At 62.8% G+C, this 23,194-nt stretch carries 26 protein-coding genes, 1 other RNA gene and 1 pseudogene; 17 read left to right on the top strand and 11 right to left on the bottom strand.

The window, feature by feature from the left end:
* Positions 1-13: 13 nt before the first annotated feature.
* Positions 14-448 (bottom strand): anthrone oxygenase family protein, encoded by a 435-nt coding sequence (locus tag FKV68_RS13830; RefSeq protein ID WP_180938377.1) that lies wholly within the window; start codon positions 446-448, stop codon positions 14-16.
* Between the two features lie 584 nt (positions 449-1,032).
* Between FKV68_RS13830 and FKV68_RS13825 the strand changes: the two genes are divergently transcribed.
* The 3 genes from FKV68_RS13825 to FKV68_RS13815 all read left to right on the top strand — a co-directional run bounded on the left by FKV68_RS13825 (position 1,033) and on the right by FKV68_RS13815 (position 7,387).
* The gene (locus FKV68_RS13825; RefSeq protein ID WP_180938376.1) at positions 1,033-2,439 is read left to right on the top strand and encodes an FAD-binding oxidoreductase; all 1,407 of its coding nucleotides are present in this window, start codon (positions 1,033-1,035) and stop codon (positions 2,437-2,439) included.
* Between the two features lie 68 nt (positions 2,440-2,507).
* Positions 2,508-6,257: an AsmA family protein gene (locus FKV68_RS13820; protein WP_180938375.1), complete on the top strand. Its 3,750-nt coding sequence runs from the start codon at positions 2,508-2,510 to the stop codon at positions 6,255-6,257.
* Between the two features lie 254 nt (positions 6,258-6,511).
* Positions 6,512-7,387 carry a GGDEF domain-containing protein gene (locus FKV68_RS13815; protein ID WP_180938374.1) on the top strand — a complete coding sequence of 292 codons (876 nt, stop codon included), beginning with the start codon at positions 6,512-6,514 and terminating at the stop codon, positions 7,385-7,387.
* Between the two features lie 152 nt (positions 7,388-7,539).
* Here FKV68_RS13815 and FKV68_RS13810 read toward each other — a convergent pair whose 3' ends face one another.
* From FKV68_RS13810 to ssrA, 4 genes are all read right to left on the bottom strand, one after another.
* Positions 7,540-7,773 carry a ribbon-helix-helix domain-containing protein gene (locus FKV68_RS13810; protein WP_180938373.1) on the bottom strand — a complete coding sequence of 78 codons (234 nt, stop codon included), beginning with the start codon at positions 7,771-7,773 and terminating at the stop codon, positions 7,540-7,542.
* 100 nt (positions 7,774-7,873) lie between these two features.
* Positions 7,874-8,101, bottom strand: coding sequence for a DUF4169 family protein (locus FKV68_RS13805; protein ID WP_180938372.1), 228 nt, complete (start codon positions 8,099-8,101; stop codon positions 7,874-7,876).
* Between the two features lie 17 nt (positions 8,102-8,118).
* Positions 8,119-8,631 carry an SspB family protein gene (locus FKV68_RS13800; RefSeq protein WP_180941512.1) on the bottom strand — a complete coding sequence of 171 codons (513 nt, stop codon included), beginning with the start codon at positions 8,629-8,631 and terminating at the stop codon, positions 8,119-8,121.
* Positions 8,632-8,793: 162 nt separating this feature from the next.
* Positions 8,794-9,156: a transfer-messenger RNA gene (ssrA, locus tag FKV68_RS13795) on the bottom strand.
* Positions 9,157-9,306: 150 nt separating this feature from the next.
* Here ssrA and FKV68_RS13790 point away from each other — a divergent pair.
* Positions 9,307-9,615, top strand: coding sequence for a DUF2853 family protein (locus FKV68_RS13790; RefSeq protein WP_180938371.1), 309 nt, complete (start codon positions 9,307-9,309; stop codon positions 9,613-9,615).
* Positions 9,616-9,767: 152 nt separating this feature from the next.
* On the opposite strand, the gene FKV68_RS13785 is transcribed toward FKV68_RS13790, so the two are convergent.
* Entirely contained in the window at positions 9,768-10,220 is a 453-nt protein-coding gene (locus FKV68_RS13785; RefSeq protein WP_180938370.1) for a DUF2267 domain-containing protein, read from the bottom strand.
* Positions 10,221-10,439: 219 nt separating this feature from the next.
* Between FKV68_RS13785 and FKV68_RS33110 the strand changes: the two are divergent.
* From FKV68_RS33110 to FKV68_RS13775, 3 genes and pseudogenes are all read left to right on the top strand, one after another.
* Positions 10,440-10,645, top strand: a pseudogene (locus FKV68_RS33110) (hypothetical protein).
* 9 nt (positions 10,646-10,654) lie between these two features.
* Entirely contained in the window at positions 10,655-10,897 is a 243-nt protein-coding gene (locus FKV68_RS13780; protein ID WP_180938369.1) for a hypothetical protein, read from the top strand.
* Between the two features lie 46 nt (positions 10,898-10,943).
* Entirely contained in the window at positions 10,944-11,162 is a 219-nt protein-coding gene (locus tag FKV68_RS13775; protein WP_180938368.1) for a hypothetical protein, read from the top strand.
* A 33-nt stretch (positions 11,163-11,195) separates the two neighbouring features.
* Here the strand turns inward: FKV68_RS13775 and FKV68_RS13770 are convergent, their stop codons facing one another.
* Positions 11,196-11,612, bottom strand: a complete 417-nt coding sequence (locus FKV68_RS13770) for a gamma-glutamylcyclotransferase family protein (RefSeq protein ID WP_180938367.1) — start codon at positions 11,610-11,612, stop codon at positions 11,196-11,198.
* Between the two features lie 188 nt (positions 11,613-11,800).
* Here FKV68_RS13770 and FKV68_RS13765 point away from each other — a divergent pair, with 188 nt between their 5' ends.
* The 9 genes from FKV68_RS13765 (at position 11,801) to FKV68_RS13725 (ending at position 19,943) form a co-directional block, all read left to right on the top strand.
* On the top strand, positions 11,801-12,595 hold the full coding sequence (locus tag FKV68_RS13765; RefSeq protein ID WP_180938366.1) for a thymidylate synthase: 795 nt from the start codon (positions 11,801-11,803) through the stop codon (positions 12,593-12,595).
* Between the two features lie 188 nt (positions 12,596-12,783).
* A complete protein-coding gene (locus tag FKV68_RS13760; RefSeq protein ID WP_180938365.1) occupies positions 12,784-13,389 on the top strand; it encodes a glutathione S-transferase family protein in 606 nt (201 codons plus the stop codon).
* Positions 13,382-13,930: a dihydrofolate reductase gene (locus FKV68_RS13755; RefSeq protein ID WP_180938364.1), complete on the top strand. Its 549-nt coding sequence runs from the start codon at positions 13,382-13,384 to the stop codon at positions 13,928-13,930. Before FKV68_RS13760 ends, FKV68_RS13755 begins: the two co-directional genes overlap by 8 nt.
* 438 nt (positions 13,931-14,368) lie before the next feature.
* Positions 14,369-15,457 (top strand): FtsH protease activity modulator HflK, encoded by a 1,089-nt coding sequence (hflK, locus tag FKV68_RS13750; RefSeq protein ID WP_180938363.1) that lies wholly within the window; start codon positions 14,369-14,371, stop codon positions 15,455-15,457.
* Complete coding sequence (gene hflC, locus FKV68_RS13745; protein ID WP_180938362.1) at positions 15,454-16,386, top strand: protease modulator HflC; 933 nt, start codon at positions 15,454-15,456, stop codon at positions 16,384-16,386. The genes hflK and hflC overlap by 4 nt, the downstream gene beginning before the upstream one ends.
* Before the next feature lie 7 nt (positions 16,387-16,393).
* A complete protein-coding gene (locus FKV68_RS13740; RefSeq protein ID WP_180938361.1) occupies positions 16,394-16,579 on the top strand; it encodes a DUF2065 domain-containing protein in 186 nt (61 codons plus the stop codon).
* Positions 16,580-16,585: 6 nt separating this feature from the next.
* Positions 16,586-16,972, top strand: a complete 387-nt coding sequence (locus FKV68_RS13735) for an ACT domain-containing protein (RefSeq protein ID WP_180938360.1) — start codon at positions 16,586-16,588, stop codon at positions 16,970-16,972.
* 247 nt (positions 16,973-17,219) lie between these two features.
* The gene (locus FKV68_RS13730) at positions 17,220-18,722 is read left to right on the top strand and encodes a Do family serine endopeptidase (protein ID WP_180938359.1); all 1,503 of its coding nucleotides are present in this window, start codon (positions 17,220-17,222) and stop codon (positions 18,720-18,722) included.
* Between the two features lie 327 nt (positions 18,723-19,049).
* The gene (locus FKV68_RS13725) at positions 19,050-19,943 is read left to right on the top strand and encodes a LysR substrate-binding domain-containing protein (RefSeq protein WP_180938358.1); all 894 of its coding nucleotides are present in this window, start codon (positions 19,050-19,052) and stop codon (positions 19,941-19,943) included.
* Here the strand turns inward: FKV68_RS13725 and FKV68_RS13720 are convergent.
* Positions 19,940-20,512 carry a GNAT family N-acetyltransferase gene (locus FKV68_RS13720; protein WP_180938357.1) on the bottom strand — a complete coding sequence of 191 codons (573 nt, stop codon included), beginning with the start codon at positions 20,510-20,512 and terminating at the stop codon, positions 19,940-19,942. The two genes, FKV68_RS13725 and FKV68_RS13720, sit on opposite strands and share 4 nt — an antisense overlap.
* Positions 20,509-21,396 carry a phosphoserine phosphatase SerB gene (serB, locus tag FKV68_RS13715; RefSeq protein ID WP_180938356.1) on the bottom strand — a complete coding sequence of 296 codons (888 nt, stop codon included), beginning with the start codon at positions 21,394-21,396 and terminating at the stop codon, positions 20,509-20,511. The genes FKV68_RS13720 and serB overlap by 4 nt, the downstream gene beginning before the upstream one ends.
* On the opposite strand from serB, the gene miaA reads away from it, so the two are divergent.
* Positions 21,395-22,306, top strand: a complete 912-nt coding sequence (gene miaA / locus FKV68_RS13710) for a tRNA (adenosine(37)-N6)-dimethylallyltransferase MiaA (RefSeq protein ID WP_180938355.1) — start codon at positions 21,395-21,397, stop codon at positions 22,304-22,306. The two genes, serB and miaA, sit on opposite strands and share 2 nt — an antisense overlap.
* An 8-nt stretch (positions 22,307-22,314) precedes the next feature.
* Here miaA and FKV68_RS13705 read toward each other — a convergent pair whose 3' ends face one another.
* Both FKV68_RS13705 and FKV68_RS13700 read right to left on the bottom strand, forming a co-directional pair.
* Positions 22,315-22,746 carry a nuclear transport factor 2 family protein gene (locus FKV68_RS13705; RefSeq protein ID WP_180938354.1) on the bottom strand — a complete coding sequence of 144 codons (432 nt, stop codon included), beginning with the start codon at positions 22,744-22,746 and terminating at the stop codon, positions 22,315-22,317.
* A gap of 91 nt (positions 22,747-22,837) precedes the next feature.
* Complete coding sequence (locus FKV68_RS13700; protein ID WP_180938353.1) at positions 22,838-23,185, bottom strand: hypothetical protein; 348 nt, start codon at positions 23,183-23,185, stop codon at positions 22,838-22,840.
* Between the last annotated feature and the right edge of the window lie 9 nt (positions 23,186-23,194).

The raw sequence follows: 23,194 nt of genomic DNA, 5'->3' as shown, positions 1-23,194 counted from the left end.
GTGTAATGACAGGCTAGAATCCCCTCAGAGCGGCGAGCAGGTAAATCGCCGCCGCAATCGCGCCGAGTGCGCTTCGGCCGGCATGGAGCTTGCCCCAGCGCGTGAGCAGCGCGCGGGTTTCATTGCTCGCCTCTTCCGGCCGGGTCGCCTCCAGGCGGCGGTTGACGGGCATGATGACGAGCAGGGTATAGGGCCAGTTGAGGATGATCACCGCTGCCCCGAGGCCCCAGAGCGGATCGCCGGTCTGCCACCATGCCGCGGCGCCGAGGAGCCCGGAAACGGCGGCGAGGGAAGCCTGCATCTCGAAGCCCCGCCGATAGGCCGGGCCCCACTCGGCAAGCGCGGAGCGGTCATCGAGACTGAGCCGCGCCGGTTGCTCGGCCACGTTGATATAGATGGCAGCGCCGAAGAAGACGGACGCTGTGAGCAGGGCGAGCAATCCAAGCATTCGACCTTCTCCTCCGGCATGGTCCCCTTAAATCGGAGCGCTTAAGGACAAAATATGCCGCAAATCAAAGTGCTACAGCGTCCTTTGTGCATCGCATGAGACGCGCGGCGCTGTAGGGTGCAGGCGCGGACATCGGTAGACGTATCATAGCACTGCTTGCTGCCAAGCGAGGAAGCAGCAGGGCAGTCGACCGACAGAAGAGGTCGTCGCTCAAACGGGGCATTTGTGACAAGCGGGTACCACCAAATGTGATTTTGTGCGTTGCGAAGCTTCGAACCTGCGTGAACTTCTGGACAAATTGATTCCGATTTGCACAGTAGCGCCTTGAAATGTCAGCGCTTCCGATCTGGCCTCGGACGTCTCGTCCCGATGTGCATCACGGAAAGACGAGCGTGCGCTTGAGCCCGGGGTCATGGCAACCTCTGTCCACTGGCTTGCGCGCCGGGCCAGGGTGGAGGCAGTCGCCACGTAATTCCTTAATTCGGTGTCGAATTGGGAATAAAATCGGGCGGAAATTCGGAATGTTACAGTGACCTTGCGCGGCTGGCCGGGACGCGAGGCACTGCAGGGAAGGGGCGTTTTTCGTGGCGTTGAAGGCAATCAAAGCGGGAACGAGAAACGAAAGCGGTATCGTTGCGGCGAAGGAGCTGCTTGCCGCGCGATTCGGCGAGCGCTTCCAGGCTGGTGAGACGGTCCGCGCCCAGCACACCCACACGACGACCTATATTCCGGCGCAATTGCCGGATGCCGTGGTCTTTCCGGAGAACGGCGCCGAAGTGCGCGAGATCGTCGAGATCGCGAGCGCGCACCGCGTGCCGCTGATCCCATTCGGCACCGGATCGTCTCTGGAGGGGCACGTCAACGCGCCGAACGGCGGCATATCGGTCGACATGATGCGCATGAACCGCGTTCTCGCCGTCAACGCCGAGGATCTCGATTGCACGGTCGAGCCCGGCGTCACCCGCGAGGACCTGAATACCTATCTGCGCGATACCGGTCTTTTCTTCCCGATCGATCCTGGGGCGAACGCCTCGATCGGCGGCATGGCTTCGACACGCGCCTCCGGCACCAACGCGGTGCGCTACGGCACGATGAAGGAAAACGTGCTGGCGGTGACGGCGGTCGTTGCCGGCGGTCGCGAGATCTCGACCGGCCACCGGGCGCGCAAGTCCTCGGCCGGCTACGACCTGACACGGCTCTTCGTCGGCGCGGAGGGTACGCTCGGCATCGTCACGTCGATCACGCTGCGCCTGCAAGGAATACCGGAGGTCATCTCCGGCGGCGTCTGCCCGTTCCCGACCATTGCGGATGCCTGCAATGCGGTAATTCTGACGATCCAGTCGGGCATTCCGGTGGCGCGCATCGAACTGCTCGACGCGCTGCAGATGAAGGCGTGCAACGGCTATTCGAACCTCGGCTACGCGGAGACGCCGACGCTTTTCGTCGAGTTTCATGGCAGCGCCGAGAGCGTCGAGCTGCAATCGCGCCAGTTCGCCGAAATAGCGTCGGAATTGGGGTCTACTGGTTTTATCTGGACGACCAATCCGGAAGAGCGCTCGCGACTCTGGAAGGCGCGGCACAATGCCTATTGGGCGCAAAAGGGGCTGGTGCCCGGGGCCGCGATCCTTTCGACAGATGTCTGCGTGCCGATCTCGCGGCTTGCCGATTGCGTCGCGGCGACGCATGAGGATAGCGCAGCACACGGGCTGGTCGCCCCCATCGTCGGCCATGCGGGCGACGGCAACTTTCACGTCGGGCTGCTTTTCGACGACAAGGATCCAGCCGATGTTGCGCGGGCGGAAGCCTTCGTGGAACGGCTTAACGCACGGGCTCTGTCGATGGACGGTACCTGCACGGGAGAACATGGAATCGGGCAGGGCAAGATGCCGTTTCTCGAGGCGGAACTCGGCGACGCGCTGGATCTGATGCGGCAGATCAAGCGCGCGCTCGATCCGGACAATATTTTCAACCCAGGCAAGATTTTTGCCTGACACTATGGGGATCAGCGGCTCAAGGATGCGGGTAGGGGCGCGAATGAGACAGACGGGAATGTGACACGGTGCTGGCGCGAATTCTGGTTACCATCGGCGGGCTCATCGTCGTCGCCCTTTTTGCGGCGTTGATCGCACCATTGTTCATCGACTGGACCAACTTCCGCAACGATTTCGAGCGCGAGGCGAGCCGCATCATGGGCAAGCCGGTCGTGGTTCATGGCAGTGTCGATGCCCGCATCCTCCCGTTCCCGACGGTAACCCTCAACGACGTGCGCGTCGGTCCCACCGAGGGCGACCAGCCGATCGTCCAAATCGCGCAATTCTCCATGAGCGCCGAGCTTGCACCGTTCTTGAGCGGCGAGGCGCTGATCTTCGACATGCGGCTCGATCGACCGAAGGCGAGGATCCGCCTGCTCCCGGATGGCACGCTGGACTGGGCGCGTGGGAGCCGCGCGTCGATCCCGGCGAGCGCGGTCGTTCTCGAAAAGGTCGAGATCGTCGACGGTGAAATCGAGTTCGTCGACGAGCAGACGGGGCGGACCCGCCGCGTCAGCGATCTCTCTGCCGATCTGTCGGCACGCTCTCTTGCCGGCCCGTGGAAGGTGGAGGGCCGCGCGGCGCTCGATGGCGAAGCCGGCAGCTTTTCCCTTTCCAGCAACGAGGTGAACGAAGAAGGGGCGCTGAGCCTCAGGGCGCGGCTGACGCCGGACAAGCGGCCGTTCGGTGTCGAGCTCGACGGTGATCTCAAGGTCGTCGACTTCAGACCGGTCTATGCCGGCCGCTTCACGCTGACCGAAAACCGGCCGGCCGACGAGGCCAAGGAAAGTGGCGCGCTACGCATCAACGGCGATTTCCAGCTCACGAACGAAAGTATCCGTGTCCCGGAATTCCGCTTCGAGGCTGGCCCGCCGGACGATCCCTACGTCGTCACGGGCGAGGCGACGCTCGACACCGGCAAGGACCAGAAATTCCTGCTGATCGCCGATGGGCAGCAGATCGACGTCAGCCGCATCGGCAATTCCGGCCGCAGTGGCAAGACCGGCCGCGATCCTGCCATTTCGCTGCGCCAGCGGATCGAGGCAATGCTGGCGATCGCCGCCGACATTCCTATCCCGCAGGTGCCGGGCCGAGCCAGCCTGAAGCTGCCGGCGATCGTGATCGGCGATACGACGGTTCGGGACGTGCGGCTCGACGTCAGGCCGGATGGCGCCGGCTGGATCGTCGAGAATGCCGTGGCCCTGCTGCCCGGCCGGACGCAAATGGAGGCCAGCGGGCGGCTGAACCTCAAGGAACAGCGCGCCTTCCGCGGCGACATCCTGGTCGCCTCCAACCAGCCTTCAGGGCTGGCGAACTGGCTGGCCGGGTCCGTGGACCCGGCGATCCGCAAGCTGAAGACGGCCGGCTTTGCCGCGACCGTCAACCTGACGGACACGCTGCAGCAGTTCGAGGGCCTCGAGCTGGCGGCGGGCCCTGCGACGCTTCGGGGCCGGATCGAACGCCAGTCCTTCGCGGAGCAGCAGCCGAGCCTGTCGCTGCAGCTCAAGGGCAACCGTATCGACCTGGAGGCGCTGCAGGCGCTGGCCGGTCTCGTCGCCGGCGATGCTTCGAACGGAACGCTGCTGCAGCATGCGATCGCCGCTGATCTCTCCGCCGACGCATTTTCCGCCTTCGGTGAGGAGGCGCGTGATGTGCAGGCGGTCCTGACGCTCAAGAACGGGCAATTGCAGGCCGAGCGGGTGGCGATCGGCTCGCTATCGGGCGCCCAGCTTGCCTTTTCCGGCCGGATGAGCGGCGGCCTCGACCAGCCGGTGCTTTCGGCGAAGATGAAGCTCGCCGCCAAGGATCTGACGCCCTTCCTCGAGATGGTCGGCCGACACGCGGTCGCCCATCCGGCGTTGCAGCAGCTCATCAAGGCCGGCCCCTATTATTCCGATGCCGCTTTGGACGTGACGTTGACGGCCGGCAGCAACGAGGGCAGTGCGCTGGTCACCTTCGGTGTGATCGGTACTGCCAACGGCAGCAAGATCGCCGCAAGCTACCAGGCGCCCGACGTCGCCCAGGCGCTTACCGGCAAGGGAATGCTGCTGGAGGCGACACTCGAAAATCCGCAGTCGGTCGTCCTCGTCGGACAGGCGGGCTTCGATCCGCTGCCGTTCGATGCGGATGCCAACGGCATCCTGGCGGTCAAGCTGCAGAGCACGGAGGGTTCCAAGGCGAACGGCACGCTGACCTTCACGACCGAGAAAACGTCGCTCGCCGCCAAGGGTGACTTCGATCTTGCCCGTGACCACTATCTCGAAGGGCAGGCGAAGCTGACGCTGCAGACCGAAGATCTGGAGCCGTTCCTGCTCCTCCAGGGGATCGGATTGCCGCAAATGGGCAGCGGGCTACCGGTGACGCTGTCGACCGACATCACCACCGATGCAGAAAGAATTGCCCTCTCGACGATTGAAGGCAAGGTCGACCAGAATGTCTTTTCCGGCGCGCTGGCGATCGACCGAAAGACCGCAGGCAAGGCGGTCGGCGAGCTTGCGGTGGACACGCTCGACCTCGGCTGGCTCGGCGAGGGCATTCTCGGGCAATTCGAGGACGCGTCGATCGGCGGATTGTCGATGGCCCCGGTCGCGCAGCCAGCCTGGACAGGGCTCGACGTTGCGTTGAACGTCACGGCGAAGCGCTTCTGGCCGGGCATCTACGGTCCGGTTACCGGCTTTGCCGGGAAGCTCGAATGGAAGGGCGACGAGCTGGCGCTGAGCGACGCCGCCGGCGAATGGCTTGGGGGCAAGCTCGAGGGGCGGCTGCAAGTCGGCAACGCCAATGGCTCGGGCTTCCTGCGCTCGCGCTTCGACCTCAAGGGCGGCGATCTTGCCGCCGCCGGATGGACGCGCGAAAGCGGTCCGGTGGCAACGGGTCGGTTCGATCTGGCCGTTGCCATGGAAGCTTCGGGCGCGACCCCGCGGGCAATGGCCCATTCGGCGAGCGGGTCGGGGACGGCGACGTTCAACGGCGTCACGCTCAACGGCCTAAACACGGCGGCGCTGGCGCCGCTGATGACCGCCGCCGATGCCATGACGACCGAGATTTCGCCTGACGCGGTCCGCAAGGCGGCAGAGCAAGTGCTCTTTACCGGTCAATCGGTCGTCGGTGCCATCAAGGTACCTTTCAGCGTCGCCGGCGGCACGGTCAGGGCGCAGAGCGTCACGGCGGGTGACGGCAATGCCGCATTCACCGGCGAAGCGGCATTCGACCTCGCAGAACAACGCATGAATGGCGTGATCGACCTGGCGTTCCGGCCGGGAGAAGAGGCGCTCGCCGGCGCCGAACCGCGCGTCCGCTTCGGCTTTGACGGGCCTCTGAACGCGCCTGATGTTTCGATGGACGTCACCGACCTCTCTAATTTCCTGTCGCTCAGGGCCTTCGAGCGCGAGCGGCGGCGCGTGGAAACGCTGCAATCGAATGTGCTTGAGAAGCAGCGGCTTCGCCGCGAAGCGGCGCTTTACAGGGCACGCGCGGCCGAACGCGAGGTGGCGCGCCTGAGGGCGATCGCCGAGGAGCGCCACCGCCAGGCCGCGGCCGCGGAGGCGGCGCGGATGAAGGCCGAGGCGGAGGCGCGCGCAGCGGCCGAACGGCGCGCGGCCGAGGAACTGCGCCTGCGCCTGCGGCAACTCCCGCCGCGCAGCGCGCTGGAGCCACCACAGGCCCCGCAAAACGTCCAACGCGGCAACCAGCAGCCACCGTCCGGCGGCAACGCGGCCGGGGAAAATGCCGGCCCGCCGCTGAACTTCGACATGCTGCCAGACATCACGGTGCAATAGCGGGATGAGGAAAAGTGCGAAGCGGTTTTCCGCCCGCATCCCGCGTCGAATGAATGAGTCGGGATGAGGAAAAGTGCGAAGCGGTTTTCCGCCCGCATCCCGCGTCGAGTGAATGAGTCGGGATGAGGAAAAGTGCGAAGCGGTTTTTCCTCTTCTCGGCGCCGAAATCGCCTAAACCCTAGAATTTTAGTGGTCCATTTGAAGCCGTATTAGCATCCCCTCAGGCACAATGCGCCCATAATTGGGGTTGCGAGATGAAATCGCCTAAGCCGCGGCTTGATCGCCGCGCAGTCATCTGGATCGTGAACTGTACCCTCGGTGGCACCGTCGGCTGCACGGCGATTGCAATGCTCATCACGTATTATTGCACGGCCGGTTTCGGCGCTGAGGTCATGGCCACCACGCTCGGCCTCGCCTTCTGTATTCCCGTGCTTCTTGCCGTGCCGCTCTTTGCCTTCATCGGGGTGAAGATGCAGCAACTGGCGCTGGCCAATCGCCTCCTTATGCAGGCGAGCCGCTATGATGGGTTGACGGGCTGTCTGAACAGGGGCGCCTTCACGGCCGACGTCACCGATTTCTTCGCGAAACAGGACCTCACGCCCTTTCCGCCCACATCGGCGCTCCTGATCTTGGATGCCGATCATTTCAAGAAGATCAATGATTGCCATGGGCACCTTGCCGGAGATGCGGCGCTCGTCGGGATCGCGACGGTACTGCGCGACGCGGTGGGCGAAGCGGGCGTGGTTGGACGGCTTGGTGGTGAAGAGTTCGGCGCTTTCGTGCGATCGACCGATGCGACTGCGATCGGTGCATTGGCGGAGCGCATCCGCCTCGGTGTCGCCGAGGACAGGGTGCCGGAAGGCGACTGTGCCTATGCGGTCACCGTCAGCATCGGGATTGCCCTCTTCACCTATCCGGCCGTCTACGAGGACATTTTCAGGATTGCAGACGACCAGCTTTATCTTGCCAAGGGGGCAGGGCGGAACTGCGTATGCATAATGGAGCACTCGCCGATGTCGGGCGGCATACGCGCCATGGCTGAGCAATTGCGCCGCGGTTTTCCGGAGCTTGACGCACATCCGGTCGACACGGGGGGCGACGGTCAGGCGTCGCGGCTCGCAGGAGGCTGATTTGCGGGGCTCAGGCGCACTCTCATCTTTGCGCGCCTGAGAGGCACGCACGTTTCCTTGAATCGCATCCGACGTAAGGACGAAAACATGCAGCAGATCAAGGTGCTACAGCGACCTTTGTGCGCCTGACGCACGGCGCCGTAAGTGCGGCCTCAGGACTTTTCTGTCGCGCTGGCGTGTGATTTTACCCAGGCGAGAACGTACATACGGAGCGCCGAGGAGAGATTGCCGTCGGGGTTGCGTCCGTCGTCGACTTCGGCGATCAGTCGGGCAAGCGGCATGCCGCGGCTTTGCGCGATCGATCTCAGTTCCTGCCAAAACGGTTCTTCGAGGGTAATACTCGTGCGGTGGCCGTGCAGAGTGGCAGAATGCTTGACGATCGTCATCGCTCACAAACCGATTCAAGGCGTTGGCATTCCGATTCGGGAGGCTGGCTCAAGCCTTTGCGGCAGAATCGTTTTTCGGGATTGCGGACCGTGCGGCTTGTCACGCCTTGTCACCGTCCCGGGTGCCGTCGGTTGAATGCGTGGTGGCCGGTGTCTCCAGCCGACCCTGCTCGAGCGCCTTTGATGCTTTCTCGTTCAGGGCGCGGGTAAGCGTCTTGTCGGCCTTGGTGCGTCCGAAAGCGATACGGTTCTGCTCGGCCTGTTTCTCTTTTTCGGTGCGACCCTGTTTCTTGCGGAACTGGCGCAGGTTGACGATGTCGCCGGCCATCGCCGCCTCCGTATCGATCAGTTCTTCTTGCGGAAGGAGTCGAGCGAGACGACCGAGCCTCCACCATTTTTCGGCTCGCCCGGTTTTTCCGGGCTCTTCTCGGCAGGTTCGTTGCCGTCTTCGCCGGCCGGATACGCGGTGATCTCCGCCGACTCCTCTTCATCCTCGCTGGCGGCGACGTCGAATTCGAGCTCGAAATTGACCGACGGATCGTAGAAGCCGCGGACGGCATTGAACGGGATCACGAGCTTCTCTGGTGTGTCGGAGAAGGAGAGACCGATCTCGAAACCCGCTTCGGTGACCTTCAGGTCCCAGAACTGATGCTGCACGACGATCGTCATCTGCTCGGGATATTTCGCCTTCAGGTGCTGCGAGATGCGCACGCCGGGGGCGCCCGTCAGAAACGTGATGAAGAAGTGGTGGTCGCCGGGCAAATGACCCGTGGCTGCGACTTCGGCCAGCACCTTGCGAATGACGCCGCGAAGCGCGTCCTGCGCCAGAATGTCGTAGCGTATGTGGTCCTGGCCCATATGATCCCCGTCTTCCTTCGAACTCAACTGCTGCATGTTAAAGCGCCGCAGCGTCTTGCGCACCAAAGCCGGTGTGCAGCACTGTGCGACACTCCTTTGCCCCGTCCGCTTATGACGAGTCAATTATCAAGCATCTATAGACCATTTCGCGACAGGGGAGAAGGTGAAGGCTTCTGTTGCCAGGTGCCTTCGGACCCCGCCTTACGGTGCTACCCGGAAGGGCTTGATTTGAAGTGCCGCACCGCCGTTAGGCAGCGAGACGTGCTTCAGCATAGTTGTCGTTTGCAACTATAAGTTTAGCCCGATAACGGTGGTACAATGCCGAGCAAAAAGTCGATCTTTACGCCCTTGTCGATCCTATTTCGCCCCCATCAAAAGCCGGTCCGGATTTCCAGGCCGGTTTTTGGTGGAGGCGCCGGGTACCGCCCCCGGGTCCAATGGGTTTATTTCATCGCCCGTTTATTGCCATAGCCGCCCGAAGACGGCACACCTCATATAGGTCTTTCCGCTGCCCAAGAAAAGGGGCCATGAAGGCGAATGTGACGGATATATTATCCCCGATGCGGCTGGCACGGAAACGCCTTGACATACCCGATGAGCGTGAAAAACTCCGCCTGCTGCACGCAGCTCGCGAAAAGGGCGGCAGCTTGAGAGCAAGTGCAAATTGGAGGCATCATGACCGATTATCTCGCAGACGTGCAGAAATACGACAGCGGCGCCGACGAAGCAGTTGTAAACAAGATCGTGCGCCATCTCGGCATCGCTCTTCGCAATAAGGATTCCGCCCTTGTTTCGGCGACGGACCCGAAGGAGCTCGAGCGCGTGAAGGAAAAGTGGTGCGAGAAAAAGCTCGGCGTCGGCGGAGCGGACGCCGATGCGGCAATAGCGGCCACGGCCAATGCGATGGCGGACGATCGCTCCAAGTCGCGCGTGACCTTCTACTATCTGGTGGCCAAGAACCTCGGCAAGCTTCAGGCGCTCTGATCAGAAGGGGTTTCGCGCCGCAGCGCCGCGCGGCCTTTCAGACGCGCAACGTTGCTGCGCCTTTTCGTGATCCTGGCAGAGCGATCCAGGATCACGATCGTACTGATTTCATGTATCCGGAGTGATCAAGCAAAGCCCGCGGCCCTTGGGCGCTATGCCTGCTCCTTGGTACCGACGCTGTCCGGCCAGAGAGCACGGATTTCCTTTGGCAAGGTGTCGCGCACCTTGGCCGACTGGCCGAGATCGACGTGCCGTGCAAGCACCTGAAACACTGATTTCGTGGCTTCAGCGGGATTAACCGGGCGGCCGGGCTTCATCCCCTCAGTGACGCACTCGAGAAATTCGTCGAGCGACCGCATCGCCTTTTCCGGCCGATGGTTGGGACGGTATTGGTCGTAGTAGGCGCCCCGCACGAGCAGCGGCAGTTCCGCACCAAGGTGAGCGGCCACCTCGGGAGGAAGCCTGTCGCGCAGCACCCTCAACACTACATTCAAGATGTGCCACGCCACTTTCCGATCCGGCCCATGGTGTTCCATGATCTCGCCGAGCCAGATATTGGTGGTTTGCAGGGTTTTGTCGAAGACATCGAGGCCTGTCGCACTCATAGTCACACCTCTCTCGCAGGTCGAACGTTCCATCAATCTCAAAGGCCTAACCCCACTCGGCCAAGTTTGTTTCGTCGCAGACCGAGAAAACCTCGCCGGCGTGCTCGACAATCTCGGAACCTTCGCGAGGCCGTGGGGGTTAGCCAATATGGCCCGGGGTGAAACGCAAACGCGTGCGATCCGGGCGCTCGCAGCGACCAGAATACGGAAGGAAGCCTCATGACGTCTTCCAAACATCCGAAAACGCGCCGCCCCAGCGACAAGGATCTGAAGCAGGACCCCGGGATCGGCCGGACCAAGGGTATCCAGGGACCATCCGACTACGAGATGCTAAAGCGCGGCAATACCATCGAAGGCGACGTGGCGAACGACACGACCACTCAGGTGGTGCGAATCCGCGTCAGCGCGGCCGAACGAACAAATAGGAGGAAGCAATGGTCGGCAAGAAGACGCACGAACAGCAACAGCGCGTGCTTCAGGGCCGCGAGGATACGTCCAACGCAAGCAAGGACTTCGACGCTGAAGAGAAGCTGCAGCGCTCGGAGGCCCTGAGAAAAGCCTATCGAAAGGGCGACACCCTCGACACTGAGCATGGCGATGCGCGCGACGAAGACGACCGCAGCATGGCACGCGGAAAGAACCAGGAAGGCCGGCGCCACAAGGGTGCAGAGAGCTGAGCGAAGCCTCTTCGCGCCCCTCCAAGACAACGAAAGGAGACGAACCATGGCTCACGCCAGTCGCAAGCATGTCGGAAAGCCGGACAAAGGCAAAGGTTCGGGCAGCGGAGCACAGAGCGAAGTCAAGAGTGGTGCTCTTGGTGAGAACGATGTTCTGTCCAACCGGGACAAGAAGCAGCATTCGGATACGCGCGGCCTTGATGAAAGAGCCGTGAGAAACGAGCAGTACCAGGACCACGCCGCAAACCGTCGCCCTGCCAAATGAGCGGGCGGGGGATGGGGGAACGCTGGATAGTCCTTAGCGCCGCCACGGCGGCACGAAGCGCCTGTCGTCATAGGACGCGAGATATCCCGTGTGGGCTGGGGAAGCCAAAAACCTGGATTTGAGATAGGCGAACGCGTCGCAACTCGGTCCAAATCTTTCGGGCGTGATGCGGATCAGCCTTCGAAGGTTTCCTGGCCGGCCCACCGCCTCCAACCGATCAAGCCGCGCGAGTATGACGGAATCGACCAGATAAAGCTCGCCCGTGACGTGAAGACCGTGGCCCGGTTCATCCAGCATCATTGGAGCAAACCACGGGCCGGCAATGAGCATCGGATATTTCCGGGCTGTCCGATAAGACCCCAGAAAACGTGCCCGAGCGAGGCCCCGTCGATGTAGTGGAAAGCCTTTCTTCAGGGTGCCGAACACAAAGACGAGTATGGTTTCGGACATGACGTGGTTGAATACTTGCAAGGGCGTCCCGGAGAACGCTTAGAATGTCTGCCGCGTTCCTTGACAGCAGTCGCTTAGCGCGGGGGCCCATCGCGGCATCAATTTGCGGGAAAACTCGTCTCAGCCATTGGTTCGCCGGAGGCTTCGTCCTATTTTGGACGAAGCGAACGAATCGTCGGCGAAGAAGCATGCGGCAATATCTCGATCTCCTCGAACATGTGATGACAAGCGGAACCGACCGCGGCGATCGGACCGGCACCGGCACGCGTTCGGTTTTCGGCTACCAGATGCGCTTCGACCTGTCGCAAGGCTTCCCGGTCCTGACCACCAAGAAGCTGCACCTGCGCTCGATCATCCACGAACTCCTGTGGTTCCTCAAAGGCGAGACGAATATCGCTTATCTCAAGGAGCACGGCGTCAGCATCTGGGACGAGTGGGCGGACGAGAAGGGTGAACTCGGTCCGGTCTACGGCTACCAGTGGCGCTCCTGGCCAACGCCCGAGGGCGGCCACATCGACCAGATCGCAGCACTTATCGAAGGCTTGAAGACCAATCCGAATTCCCGCCGCCATATTGTTTCGGCGTGGAATCCGGCGCTGGTCGACGAGATGGCGCTGCCGCCCTGCCATTGCCTGTTCCAGTTCTACGTGGCGGACGGCAAGCTCTCCTGCCAGCTTTACCAGCGCTCGGCCGACATCTTCCTTGGCGTGCCTTTCAACATCGCCTCCTATGCGCTGCTGACTTTGATGGTTGCGCAGGTGACGGGACTGAAGCCCGGCGATTTCGTCCATACGCTTGGCGACGCGCACATCTATCACAACCACTTCGACCAGGCGCGGCTGCAACTGACGCGAACGCCGAAGCGGTTGCCGGAAATGCGCATCAATCCGGCGGTCAAAGACATATTTTCCTTTAAATTCGAGGACTTCACGCTCGTCGGCTACGAAGCGGATTCACATATCAAGGCGCCGGTCGCCGTCTAGATTGGGCGGGATGGTAGCCGCTTCCGGTCGCGTCAGAGATCGATCGGCGCGGAGCCAGCTTCAAGTGACTTGCCTGAAGCGGCCTATACGTGCCGAAACGAGAAAGGGAGCTTCCTCCCGCGTTCCTGCGGATGCGGGGCGACGCTTCCGGAAAAAGCGCCGCGAGCCGGCGCAACAGGGAGGGTTCGATGCTGACGCTCATTCATGCGCCGCTGTCGCGCTCGTCGCGCATTATCTGGCTGCTCGAGGAAATCGGCGCCGAATACGAGATCCGCTATGTCAACATCCGCCGGTGGGATGGCTCGGGCGGACCGGACGAGAACAATCCACATCCGCACAAGCAGGTGCCGGCACTTCTGCACAACGGCGCTGTGATCTGGGAGTCGGCCGCCGTCGTGCAGTATCTGACAGACCTCCACCCGAACTGCAGTCTCGGCCGGCCGCCGGGTCATCCCGACCGCGGCGCCTATCTTTCCTGGCTCGCCTATTATGCCGGCGTCATCGAGCCGACGGCGCTTGCCCATATTTCCGGCGTGACCGTCAACAACCCGGCGCTCGCAAGGCTCTACACTGAAATGTGCGCCCACGTGATCGGCGTATTGAGCCGCCAGACCTATCTCCTCGGCGAGACCATGAGTGCGGCCGATCTCCTGCTGGCGAGCGCGCTTCAATGGATGCGCAAGATCCTGCCGGAAAGCGAGGTGATCGACCGCTACATTCGCGTCGTGACCGACCGCGCGGCCCTGCAGCGAGCGCGCGAGATCGATAGCAAGCCGAGTGGTTTCCATGACTGAAGCAAAGACTGAAACGGGCGCTGAACCGAAGATCGTGATCGTCGTCGCGGTCGCGACCAACGGAGTGATCGGACGCGAGGGCGATCTGCCGTGGCGGCTCTCGACCGATCTCAAGCGCTTCAAGGCGCTGACGATCGGCAAGCCTGTCGTGATGGGGCGGAAGACCTGGGCCTCGCTCGGGCGCCCGCTGCCGGGGCGAGCGAACATCGTCATCAGCCGCAACCGCGATTTCGAGGCGCAGGGCGCCGAGGTCGTTCCCTCGCTGGAGGCGGCGCTCGAACTGGCGCGCAAACATGCCGCCGCGGTCGGCGCAGGCGAGATCTGCATCATCGGTGGCGGAGAGATCTATCGCCAATCGATCGCCGTCGCGGACGTGCTGCACGTGACGGAGGTGCAGGCCGAGGTCGATGGCGATACGCGTTTTCCGGCGATCGATCCGGCGGTCTTCGAGCGGGTGTTCGAGGAGGAGTTGCCGCGCGGCGAGAAGGACAGCCATGCGATGCATTTTGTGACCTGGCGGCGGCGGGAGACAGCGGAATGAGGAAAAGTGCGAAGCGGTTTTCCGCCCGCATTTCGCGCCAGCCAAGAAGCTGGAATGAGGAAAAGTGCGAAGCGGTTTTCCGCCCGCATTCCGCGCCAGCCAAGAAGCCGGAATGAGGAAAAGTGCGAAGCGGTTTTCCGCCCGCGTTCCGCGCCAGCCAAGACGCCGGAATGAGGAAAAGTGCGAAGCGGTTTTCCGCCCGCATTCCGCGCCAGCCAAGACGCCGGAATGAGGAAAAGTGCGAAGCGGTTTTCCGCCCGCATGTGGCGCTCACCTGTTCGTGTAGCGAGTCTCCCAACTATTTTAACCCATTTACGGTGAAGTCGGCCGTATCGCGTTGAAAGCAATGCATGTGATACCTATAACGGTTTCACATCGCGACCGCTTGCTCGTGCCTGCGGGTGGTCGGCGAGAGAGTTTTCTTGAAGAGAGGTTTTGATGCCCTGGAGCAATCAGAATGGTGGCGGCGGCGGCCCATGGGGCGGCGGCGGCAATCAAGGGCCGTGGGGCCAGGGGCCCAATCGGCCGCGAGGCGGGAGAGGTGGCCCGCCAGATCTCGAGGAGATCATCCGGCGCGGTCAGGACCAATTGAAGAATGTGGTTCCGGGGGGCTTCAACGGCGGTGTCTTCGTCATCGTCGGCCTTTTGATCGTCGGTTTCATCCTGCTCAACTCGATCTACACGGTTCAGCCGGACGAACGCGGCGTCGAGATGCGCTTCGGCAGGCCGAAGGAAGAAATTTCGATGCCGGGCCTGCATTACCACTTCTGGCCGCTCGAAACGGTCGAGTTCGTCAAGGTCACGGAACAGCAGCAGAATATCGGCGGACGCTCCGCCGGCCAATCCAGTGCCGGGCTGATGCTGACGGGCGACCAGAACATCGTCAACGTGCAGTTCTCGGTGCTGTTCTCGGTAACCGACCCGAAGGCCTATCTGTTCAACGTCGAGAACCCGTCCGACACGCTGCAGCAGGTGGCTGAAAGCGCCATGCGCGAGGTCGTCGGCCGGCGTCCGGCTCAGGACATCTTCCGCGACAACCGCCAGGCAATCGCCGCCGACGTGAAGAACACGATTCAGGCGACGATGGACAGTTACGGTGCCGGCGTTTCGGTGAATACGGTCGCAATCGAGGATGCCGCGCCTCCGCGTGAAGTCGCCGATGCCTTCGACGAGGTGCAGCGCGCCGAGCAGGACGAGGACCGCTTCGTCGAGGAAGCCAACCAGTACGCCAACCAGGTGCTCGGCAAGGCGCGCGGCCAGGGCGCGCAGATCCGCGAAGAGGCGGCCGCCTACAAGGACCGCGTCGTCAAGGAAGCGCAGGGTGAGGCACAGCGCTTCATCTCGGTCCATGACGCCTATTCCAAGGCTCCGGACGTCACGCGCAGGCGGCTTTATCTCGAAACCATGCAGGATGTTTTCCGGAAGTCGAAGAAGGTCATTCTCGATGAGAAAAACGGTCAGGGCGTACTGCCCTATCTGCCGCTCAACGAAATCGGCCGACCCGCGCAGTCGGGAGGTACCCAATGATAAACAATCGCAGTTCAATCATCCTGATCGTCCTCGCGGCGGTGCTCGTGGTGATCTATTCGTCGGTTTTCGTGGTCACCGAGCGCCAGCAGGCGATCGTCGTGCGCTTCGGCGAGATCCGAGCGGTCAAGACCGAGCCCGGCCTTTACTTCAAGCTTCCCTTCGCCTTCATGGATGCCGACCGCGTGCAATTTGTCGAGGATCAGGCGCTTCGCTTCGATCTCGACAATATCCGCGTGCAGGTCTCCGGCGGCAAGTTCTACGAGGTTGACGCTTTCGTGGTTTACAGGATCGCCGACGCCCGGCGTTTCCGCGAGACCGTTTCGGGCGACCGGGAGTCGGCCGAGGCGCGGCTCAGGACCCGTCTCGACGCATCGCTGCGCCGTGTCTACGGCCTGAGGGGGTTCGAGGCGGCCCTTTCGGATGAACGCGCGTCGATGATGCGCGAAGTCCGGACGGATCTCCGGGCCGATGCCGAATCGCTCGGCCTCAACATCGAGGACGTGCGCATCCGCCGGACGGACCTGACGCAGGAGGTCTCGCAGCAAACCTTCGAGAGGATGAAGGCGGAGCGTCTGGCCGAAGCCGAGCTGATCCGCGCACGCGGTAACGAGGAAGGTCAGCGCCGCCGTGCGATCGCCGATCGCCAGGTGGTCGAAATCGTCGCGGAAGCCCAGCGTGATTCGGAAATCCTGCGCGGCCAGGGCGAAGCCGAGCGGGCGGGGATCTTTGCCGACGCCTTCACGCGCGATCCCGGCTTCTTCGACTTCTACCGCTCGATGGCGGCCTATTCCCAATCCATCGGCAATCCGGACACAACCGTAGTGCTGTCGCCGCATTCGGAATTCTTCCGCTATTTCAACAGTGCGGACGGTGCAGCGTCATCACAGCCGCCGACCGCGCCCCCGCCGCCTGCGACCGCAGATTGAGGGGGCGATGTCCGATTTCCTGATTGGGTTTGGTTTCTTCCTGATCATAGAGGGGCTGGTGTACGCACTGGCCCCTTTGGTTTTGGTGGAATTGGCGAAGCGTTTGCCGTATGTCCCGGAAGATCAGCTCCGACTGGCTGGGCTCGTTTCGGTGGCGGCTGGCGTCGGACTTGTATGGTTGGTTCGAGGATAATGCGAAATGCCACATAAACTGCTGATCCGGCTGGTCGATGCCGAATATGCCATTACCCGTCTGAACGTCGGGTCCGCGATACCGGAGTGGCTGCCGGGGCCGGGTTTCTGGACGGTGTCCAGCTCTCGCGAAGAAATGACGCTGGTCTGTCGCGCCGCCCGCGTACCGTCGAGCGTGCAGAGCTCGCTTGGATGGCGCTGCTTCCGCATCGAGCAGCATTTCAGCTTCGACGTGCCGGGCGTCCTGTCCTCGGTGCTGCGGCCGCTTTCCGCAGCCGGCGTCGGCGTATTCGCCAATTCGACCTTCAGCACTGATTACGTCTTCGTCGCGGGCTCCAACCTTGAAAAGGCGGTGCAGGCGTTGAAGGATCACGGGCACGAGATCACCGGCTGACCGCACGAACGCGGCGCTGACCCGAGATGCCGGCCCCTGCCTTCGCGGAGCGGATCAGGAAATCGTGTTTGGACGCTCCGGAATTCCGCCGTATCTTCAAGTGAAGATCTGTGTGCGGACCCGCGCCAGCGGCGTATCGTGCAGTTGAAGGGAATCGATCACGCGGCGGTCCCGGATTGCGACAATCCATGAATTGCCTCGTTCCATGGCCGGTGTGATCCAAGAGGAATAATAGGAGCCTAGCGACTTGTCGACACGACCAGAATTCTTCCGCGGCCTGGTGCTTGCGGCCGCGACGGCACTGCTTCTAAACAACACGGCGCTCGCCGAGACGGCAACATCACGACCGGCGGCCGGGCCGCCATCCGTCGCCGACCTTGCCGAGGGACTGCTCGACGCCGTGGTCAATATTTCCATTTCCCAGAACGTCAAGAGCGATGATGACGACGCACCCATGCCGCAGGTGCCGGAAGGGTCGCCGCATCAGGAATTCTTCGACGAGTTCTTCAAGGGGCAGGGCGGGGAGAGTAACCGGCCGCGAACGGTCAACTCACTCGGTTCCGGTTTCATTATCGACCCTGCCGGCTTCATCGTCACCAACAACCATGTGATCCAGGACGCAGACGACATCGAGATCAATTTCTCGGACGGCTCCAAGCTGAAGGCGAAGCTGGTCGGCACGGACACCAAGACCGACCTGGCGCTGCTGAAGGTCGAGCCGAAGAAGCCGCTCAAGGCTGTTTCATTCGGCGACTCGCGCAAGATCCGTATCGGCGACTGGGTGATGGTGGTCGGCAATCCGTTCGGCCTCGGCGTGTCCGTTTCGGTCGGTGTTGTTTCGGCGCGCGGGCGCAACATCAATGCCGGCCCCTATGACAGCTTCATCCAAACCGACGCGGCGATAAACCGCGGCAATTCGGGCGGTCCGCTGTTCAACATGCAGGGCGAGGTGATCGGCATCAATACCGCGATCCTCTCTCAGACCGGCATGTCGGTGGGCATCGGCTTTGCCGTGCCGACGGAACTGGCGATGAACGTCGTCAATCAGCTCAAGGAATTCGGCGAGACCCGGCGCGGCTGGCTCGGCGTGCGCATTCAGCCGGTCACCGACGACATCGCCGAAAGCCTGAAGATGGAGAGGCCCCATGGTGCGCTGGTCTCCGGCATTATCGAAGGTGGGCCGATCGCCAAGGGCGAGATCAAGGCAGGCGATATCATCACCCGTTTCGATGGGACGGATGTCGCGGAGATCCGCGACCTGATGCGCGCGGTCGGCGAGAGCGCCGTCGGTAAGAAGGTCGACGTCGTCATCATTCGCGACGGCAAGGAGCAGACGGTTCACGTCACGCTCGGCCGGCTGGAGGATGGCGAGCACCTTGCAGACGTACAAACGAAGCCGAACGGCGAGGGTGCAAAGCCGAACGAGCCGCCCGCCGCCCAACTGCCGGCGACCGACGTCGTACTTGGCATGAAGCTCGCAGTACTCGACGCCGATCGCCGCAAGAGCTTCGGCATTGCCGATGATGTCGACGGCGTGGTTGTGACAGAGGTCCAGCCGAATTCTGCCGCGGCCGAGCGTCGGGTCGCGGTCGGCGACGTGATCGTCGAGGTCGGCCAGGAGGCAATGGACACGCCGGAGGATGTTTCGGCGCGGGTCGAGGAACTGAAGAGCGATGGACGCCGCAACGCGCTTCTGATGATCGCCAACAAGACCGGCGAATTGCGCTTCGTCACCGTGCGGGTGGAATAGCGGAAGCAGGCCCGCGGCGCTTCAGGCCGAAGCGCCGACAGGCCGATGTGAGCGGCCGGCGACTGCGACGCGCCTGCCGCACCCTTCTTGGTCACATCAGCCGATACCTGCCCTTGCATGACCGCTGTGCGGGCTGGAAGGTCAGCAGGCGGATGGCGGCGAGGATCGTATCGAAGACCTCCTGCATCGTCTTGTCCTCCTTCCAAGGACGTGGGTTGAGAGCCGGAACAGGCTTCGCATGTGTCCGTTGCTGCGGTTGATTTCAGCGCACTTGCCGCCCCTCCTCAAACGAGTTTACAGTCGGTCTTGGATGACTTGAGGTTATGCATGAAACGCGGCCGGCTGCCCCTCACGGCGTTGCGAAGCTTCGAGGCGGCTGGGCGGCTCGGCAGCTTCACCGAGGCTGCGGCGGAGCTCTTCGTCTCGCAGGCCGCGATCAGCCGTCAGATCCGCGACCTCGAAGCCCTGATCGGCAAGCCACTGTTCGAGCGGCATCATCGCAGCGTCAGCCTGACCGCGGATGGCGAGGCGCTGCTGACGGTACTGACGCATTCCTTCGACCGGATCGGCGAAAGCCTCGATGCGCTTTGCGGCGCGAAGCGGGCCGGAACGCTGATTGTGAGTGCCGAGCCCTCCTTCGCCGGCTGCTGGCTCGTGCCGCATCTCGCGCAGTTTCAGGCGGAAAATCCCGAAATCGACCTCGTCATAGACGCTGATCCCCGGCTCGTTGAACTTCGCGGCCACGATGTCGACGTTGCCATTCGGCACAGTGCCAAGGTCACCTCATGGCCTCGTGTCGAGGCCAGGCATCTTGGTGATGTCGAGATGATCGCGGTGATGGCGCCGGCGCTCGCGCCTCGGCCGCTGCGCGAACCGCTGGATCTCTTGCGGTACGGCCTTCTGCACGAGGACACCAGGGGGCTCTGGGAGCAATGGTTCGCTGCTGCCGGGGCGGGACAAGTGCGGGTCGAGCGCGGCGCCATTTTCGCCGACGGGGCACTTGTGCTTCAAGCGGCGCTCCGCGGTCACGGTGTCGCGCTCATGGATCGCGATCATGTGCGCGACGATCTCAACGCCGGGCGTCTCGTCCAGGCATTTGACTTTTCCATTCGCTATGGTGCCTTTTGGCTGGTTGTGCGGCGGTTCGATGCGCTCTCCGAACCCGCCAGACGTTTCGTCGCGTGGATCGAGCGCTGTTATCCCGGTCGGAAAGGCGCCTAACCCTGCGCCGAAACGCCGCGCGCCCAATCATCCGCCGTGATCGCGTAAAGCAGGTGGCGCTTCAGATGCGCATGCGTATCGGGCACGCACGGGTGGTCGAAGTCGCGGTTGGGGTCCGGCCGCATGCCGAGCCGCTTCATCACCGCAGTGGAGCGGGTGTTCGCGGGCACGGCGAAGGAGACGATTTCGCCGAGGCGTCGTTCGGTGAAGCCGTAGTCGAGGAGCGCTGCCGCCGCCTCTGTCACATAGCCCTTGCCCCAGAAGGGCAGGGCGAGCCGCCAGCCGATTTCGATCGTACCGTTCGGCAGATGCGGCTCCAGATCGGTGAGTGCCAGGCCGCAGAAACCGATCGGGAGGTCACTGTCGCGCAATGCGAGCGCAAAGAAGCCGAAGCCGGTTTCGCTGATGCCGCGGCCGATCCGATCGAACAGCGCGTCCGATTCCGCGCGGTTGCGGCGGAAGGGGAAGAACTTCATGACCTTCGCATCGCTGTTGATCTCGGCAAAGAGGTCGCGATCGCTCTCCTTCCAACCGCGAATGCACAGCCTGCTGGTCTGGCGGATGATCACGCCACGAAATCCGTCTTGCGATAGCCCTGGAGATAGAGAAGGGCCGTCAGGTCGCCGTGGTCGATGCGGATCTTCGCCTGTTCGGCGACCACGGGTTTTGCATGCAGCGCGACGCCGGTGCCGGCAAGCTGCAGCATGCCGAGGTCGTTGGCGCCGTCACCGACGGCAATCACCTCGGCGGTCGAAATTCCGAGCCTGCCGGAGATGTCGATGAGCGCGTCGACCTTGGCCTGCTTGCCGAGGATCGGATGGGCGACCTCGCCGGTGAGCGTGCCATCCTTCTCGATCAGCACGTTGGCGCGGTTCTCGTCAAAGCCGAGCTTTGCGGCGATCGGGCCGGTGAAGACGGTGAAGCCACCGGAAACGAGGGCGGCGTAGTGGCCTTTGGCTTTCATGGTCGCGATCAGCTCTTTGCCGCCCGGCGTCAGCGTGATCCGCTTGGCGATCACCTCGTCGATGACGCTGCCGGGCAGGCCCTTCAAGAGTGCCACGCGCTCGATTAGCGCTGGCTCGAAGGCGATCTCGCCGTTCATGGCGCGGGCGGTGATCCCCGCAACTTTTTCCTTGAGACCCACTTCGGCGGCAAGCTCGTCGATGCATTCCTGGCCGATCATGGTCGAATCCATGTCGGCGATCAGGAACTTCTTGCGACGGCTTTCGGCATCCTGCACCGCGACGTCGATCGGAAAGCCGTTCACCTCGGCGCGCAACCGCACCTCGGCGGCGTCCGGATCGGTGCCGTCCGTAAGCGCGATGTCGCAGGCGACGCCGTCCGCCAGCCAGTAGACCCCGGATGCGTTTACGGCGCTCGCCGCCGCTTCCGCCAGCGCAGGCGTCAGAACAGGATTTGACGGATTGGCGATAAGCGTGGCAACGAGAGCCATGATCAAGAACCTTGAAAGAGACACGGACGCGATCCTGATAACCGGGCCAACCGCCAGCGGCAAGTCCGCGCTTGCGGTGGAACTCGCCCGCCGGCACGGCGGCGCGGTGATCAACGCCGACAGCATGCAGGTCTACGACACGTTGAAGATCCTGACTGCCCGGCCGGACGAGGCGGAGATGGGCGGGGTAGAGCATTTTCTCTACGGCCATGTGCCTGCTGGAGCGGCCTACTCGACCGGCGCCTGGCTGCGCGAGGCGGAGGCCCTTGTCGCCCGGTTGCGCGAAGAGGGCCGGGTGCTGGTCTTCGTCGGCGGCACCGGGCTTTATTTCAAGGCGCTGACGGGCGGGCTTTCCGATATGCCGGAGATACCGGCGACGATCCGTGATGCATTGCGCGCGCGGCTGAAGGAGGAGGGGGCGGAGGCGCTCCATGCGGAACTTGCCGCACGAGACCCGAAAACCGCCGCTGAATTGCGGCCGGGCGACGGACAGCGGATCGTTCGCGCGCTCGAGGTGATCCAAGCGGCCGGCAAGCCGATCCACCTCTTCCAGCGGAATCGCGGCCCGATGATCGTCGATCCCGACAGGGCGCAAAAAATCGTCGTGTTGCCGGATCGTGCCCTTCTGCACAGCCGGATCGACCGCCGCTTCGAGGCCATGCTGGAGCGCGGGGCAGTCGACGAGGTGCGTGCTCTGCTTGCGCTCGACCTCTCGCCCGACATGCCGGTGATGAAGGCGATCGGCGTCCAGCAGATCGCCGCAATGCTCAGGGGCGAGATCGGCGAGGCCGAGGTGATCGCGACCGGGGCCGCCGCTACGAGGCAGTACGCCAAACGCCAGATGACCTGGTTCCGCAACCAACTGGACGACAGCTGGCAGCGAATCGAAGGGCCGGAGCGCCTACTGTAAATTGGTGATCAGCCGATGCCGTGTTCCTTCAACACGGCTTCCTCGTCGCCGCTGATCCACCCGAAGATCTTCGGCTCGTCGTTGCGGACCTGGACCAGATAGTGGACCTCGAAATCGATGGTGATGTCAGGTCCGTCCGGCACGTCGTAGGTGGAGCGCCAGTCGATCCTGACGAGGAAATGCTGGTTATCGATCGGCGTGATGGTGGTGTTGCGGATCTTCAAATCCTTGGTGCCGATCGCGCGATAACGGGCATAGCCCCTCGCCATCGAGACCTTCAGGCTGTCGTCGTTCTTGCCGGCAAGCACGCCTGCGGGCGAAGCGGCGATGAACTCGGAGGCGAAAGCGAAGGTCGTCTCGCCGACATCCATTTCGGCGGCAAGCACACGATTGGCCATGGTTTCGTATCGCTCGAAGAAGCGCCGGAGGATCTCTTCCATGATACCGGTCCTGAATTTTGTTCAAACAGCTTGGATGAAAACGCACGCCCGTGCCATGCGGTTCCTAGGACGTGCCGGCAGTGCTGGCCCATCACTCGATTGCCGTCTGCTGGTGCTGCACGAGTTTCCAACCCACTCCGGTATCGCAATAGGTCGAGGTGCAGTAGGCGGCGTAGGGCTTTCTATCCGCGCGATGACCTTCGGCACGATATCCTAGAACCACGCAGCCATGCGCCGGGCGGCCGATCGTTCTGTCGGTGATGACCACACGATCCCATCGCGGCGCGCCCTCCAGGCTGTCGATGATCGAGGCGCCCTGCATGAGGCCTACCGGAGCAGGAAACGCCATGATGCATTGCTTGTCGACCAGCTTCCGATAGCTGTCCGGGCCTTCGAGCCAAAGCCTCTGTTCCGTTTCCCAAGCGTGGGCGTCGTCCATGACAACCTC

The organism is Sinorhizobium mexicanum, assembly GCF_013488225.1.
Taxonomy (GTDB): domain Bacteria; phylum Pseudomonadota; class Alphaproteobacteria; order Rhizobiales; family Rhizobiaceae; genus Sinorhizobium; species Sinorhizobium mexicanum.
This window is presented reverse-complemented; position numbering and strand designations above follow the sequence as displayed.